Origin of the sequence: Saccharopolyspora oryzae (genome assembly GCF_027853915.1) — a bacterium.
Classification (GTDB): Bacteria; Actinomycetota; Actinomycetes; order Mycobacteriales; family Pseudonocardiaceae; genus Saccharopolyspora; species Saccharopolyspora oryzae.
In genome coordinates this window covers 1-3296 of record NZ_JAQGLA010000174.1, presented here as the reverse complement: position 1 = coordinate 3296, position 3296 = coordinate 1, and the positions used below count along the sequence as shown (strand labels likewise).

The 3296-nt window shown below is 69.8% G+C and carries 3 protein-coding genes; all 3 read left to right on the top strand.

Annotated elements, in window-relative coordinates; translation table 11 throughout:
* The first annotated feature begins 223 nt into the window (after positions 1-223).
* The 3 genes from OU415_RS38015 to OU415_RS38005 all read left to right on the top strand — a co-directional run bounded on the left by OU415_RS38015 (position 224) and on the right by OU415_RS38005 (position 3273).
* Positions 224-811, top strand: coding sequence for a TIGR03086 family metal-binding protein (locus OU415_RS38015; protein WP_270954648.1), 588 nt, complete (start codon positions 224-226; stop codon positions 809-811).
* A 98-nt stretch (positions 812-909) separates the two neighbouring features.
* Positions 910-1953, top strand: coding sequence for a 2,3-butanediol dehydrogenase (locus tag OU415_RS38010; RefSeq protein WP_270954647.1), 1044 nt, complete (start codon positions 910-912; stop codon positions 1951-1953).
* A gap of 42 nt (positions 1954-1995) precedes the next feature.
* Positions 1996-3273: an alginate O-acetyltransferase AlgX-related protein gene (locus OU415_RS38005; protein WP_270954646.1), complete on the top strand. Its 1278-nt coding sequence runs from the start codon at positions 1996-1998 to the stop codon at positions 3271-3273.
* Positions 3274-3296 lie beyond the last annotated feature (23 nt).

The window sequence follows — 3296 nt, the reverse complement described above, 5'->3', positions numbered from 1 at the left end:
CCCAGGTGCGCACCCACCACGACGAGAACGGCAAACGTCGTTGATGAAGCAGCCGTGCAACCTGGTGCAACGGTCGCACCTGGGCAGTCGCGGGCGTGTGCTGGAACGCGTTGGCAGCGGAGCCGGTCTGCGCGGCCGGGCAGATCAAGGGCGGCAAGCGACGATAAGATCAACTATCCCCATCGCGGTTCGTCCTGCCGCGACCACGTCGTGGAGAACATCGATGGTGCTGCTGGCCCCGTCCGTCGAACAGCTCGGCCGAGCGCTGGAGGCCGTCGGTCACCTGGTTTCCGGCATCCGAGAAGGGCAGTGGTCGAACCCGACTCCCTGCACCGACTGGACGGTGGAGGACTTGGTGAACCACTTGGTGGACGTGAATCTCGCCGTGGCCGCTTCGCTGACGCACCAGGCGCCGCCCGAACCCGGCACGCAGCACCTCAACAGCAGCCCCGTCGAGGTCTACGTCAGGTCCAGCGGAGCGGTGCAGGCCGCGTTCGATCAACCGCAGGCTCTTGAACGCACCTACCAGGGGCCTTTCGGCGAGACCACCGGCGCGGCACTCCTGCTCGTGCGCATGGCTGATCTCCTGACTCACGGCTGGGACCTCGCCCGGGCAACCCGTCGACCTCCCCGAAGACCTGGCCGAACAGGCTTTGACATTCGTCCGCCGCCAATTCACCGAGCCGGTGCGAAACGGTCGGTTCGATCCTGCTCAGGCCATCTCGGAGGACGCTCCGGCGATAGACAGACTTGCCGCATTCCTCGGTCGTCCTGCCGCAGGGGCGGACTGATCGACCACTACCGGTTCTGAGCGGACCGCTGCGGGGTGCAACCTGGTGCAACGGTTGCACCTGGGCAGTCGCGGGCGTGTGCTGGAACGCGTTGGCAGCGGAGCCGGTGGGAGGCGCGATGCGTGCTGCGGTGTACCGGGGGCGGGAAGAGCTGGTAGTCGAGGACGTCGCGGAGCCGGTCTGCGCGGCCGGGCAGATCAAGGTGAAGGTCGGGCACAACGGGATCTGCGGCACCGACCTGCACGAGTACTACGCGGGGCCGATCTTCGTCCCGACCGAACCGCACCCGCTGACCGGGTACCGGTTGCCGCTCACCATGGGGCACGAGTTCTCCGGGACCGTCGTGGAGGTCGGTGCGGACGTGTTCGACGTCGCCGTGGGCGACCACGTCGCGATCGAGCCGGTCTACCGCTGCGGGAAGTGCCCGCCGTGCCTGGCCGGGCACTACAACGTGTGCCGGCAGATCGGGTTCCACGGGTTGATGGCGCCCGGCGGGATGGCCGAGTACTCGGTGGTGCCGTCGTGGATGGCGCACCGGTTGCCGGCGTCCGTCGGGGCCGAGCTCGGTGCGCTGGTCGAGCCGATGTCGGTGGCCTACCACGCGGCTCGGCTCGGCGAGGTCGGTCCGGGCGGCAGCGCGGTGATCTTCGGTGCCGGGCCGATCGGGATCGGCATCTGGTTCGCGCTGCGCGGCATCGGCGTCGAGGACATCACGGTCGTCGAGCCGTCGGAGACGCGGCGGGCGGCGATCGCCGGGTTGGGCGCGGCCGATGTCATCGACCCGACGGAGATCGACCCGGCCACCCACGTCATGCAGCGGACCGGCGGGCGCGGTGCGGACGCCGCTTTCGACGCGGCGGGCGTGAAGGCCAGCGTGGCAGCCGGGATGTCCTGCCTGGGGGCGCGCAAGCGGCTGATCGCGGTGGCGATCTACGAGCACCCGTTGCAGACCGAGCTGCTCCAGCTGGTGATGCGCGAGTCCGCGATCCAGGGTTCGCTCTGCTACACCGCCGACGACTACGGGGCGGTGATCGACCTGATGGCGCGCGGCCACTACGACACCACCGGCTGGGTCGAGCACGTGCCGTTGGAGCAGGTCGTCGACGAGGGGTTCGCCGCGCTGCGGGCCGGGCGGAAGATGAAAGTGCTCGTCGATCCATGAGTTTCCGGCTGGTCGCGGGGCGTGGCCGGTTAACGTTGGGGTGTGTCGCGGCAGAAGAGCTTCCCCCCGGTCCACGAGGCGTGGTTGCCGCGGGAGCACCCGATGCACCGGCCGCGGCACGGCAGGCGGCAGCTCGCCGCGCTGGTGTGCGCCGTCCTGTTCTTCACCGCACCCCTGACCAGCTGGGTCCTCGGTGCTAGGCCGACGCAGCTGGAGAACCGGCCGCTGGCGGCGTTCCCGAGCATCACCGACGGTTGGGGCGCCTTCACCGGCCTGAACGCGTGGGCCACCGACAACCTGCCGTTCCGGAAGGACGCGGTGCAGTCGGTGGACGCGCTCAGCCGCGGGATCTTCGGCGAACCCGCCCGGCTGGACGGCGGTTCGCACACCTCGCCGGTGGGGGCCGGGCAGGTCGACGAGAAGCCGCAGATCGACGAGAACGTGTTCCCCGCGGTCATCGAGGGCAAGGGCGGCTGGCTCTACCTCGGGCACGACGTGTCCTACCGGTGCGTGCCGAAGCGCTCGCTGGACGAGGTGATCGCCGGGCTGCGCCGCTGGAAGTCCGTCGTGGAAGCCTCCGGTCGAAAGTTCCAGCTGGTCATCGCGCCCGACAAGTCCACCGCGTACCCGGAGAACATGCCGGACCGCTACGCCGGGCAGGACTGCTCGACGAAGGCCCGCGAGGAGTTCTGGAAGCGGGTGCCCGGCCAGACCGGTGCGCTGGACATGCGCAAGCAGCTGCGCGACGTGGCGGCCCGCAACCAGCGGCCGATCTACCACGACATCGACACGCACTGGACGCACGAAGGCGGCATCACCATGGCCTACCAGCTCGCCGAACGGCTCCAGCCGGGCGTGACGAGCAGCTGGAAGGTCCTGCCGTCGCGGCAGTACCCGCACAGCGCGGACATCCCGGACCTGCTGGGCCAGGACCGGACGGTGAACATCCAGGCGTACTCGCTGGCGCCCGACGGCAGCGACGTGGACAACACCCAGTTCAAGCCCAGCGACTTCCACGAACCGCTGCACCTGGACTCGCCGCCGAAGCCGGGCATGGTCACCGCGCCGATGCGGATGGTCGGCGACTCGTTCACCCAGTTCGCGAGCCCGTACCTGGCGGCGACGTTCACCGACGTCACGATCGTCCACCCGGACCAGGTCGCCCTCGACCCGGCGGCGACCGGTCAGCTCCTGTCCGAAGGGGAAGTGGTGACCTTCGAGCTCTCCGAGCGGTTCGTCGCCGGAGGCCGCTACCCGATGCTCGACCCGGCCGTGGCCGACCAGGTCGGCGAAGTCCTCGCCGCCCACCCCGTCCGCTGACACCGGAGTCGGGGGGGGGGGGG

Excerpts from the sequence above, each read along its gene's own strand:
- OU415_RS38015 (WP_270954648.1), top strand. The coding sequence starts at position 224 with ATGGTGCTGCTGGCCCCGTCCGTCGAACAGCTCGGCCGAGCGCTGGAG.
- OU415_RS38010 (WP_270954647.1), top strand. The coding sequence starts at position 910 with ATGCGTGCTGCGGTGTACCGGGGGCGGGAAGAGCTGGTAGTCGAGGAC.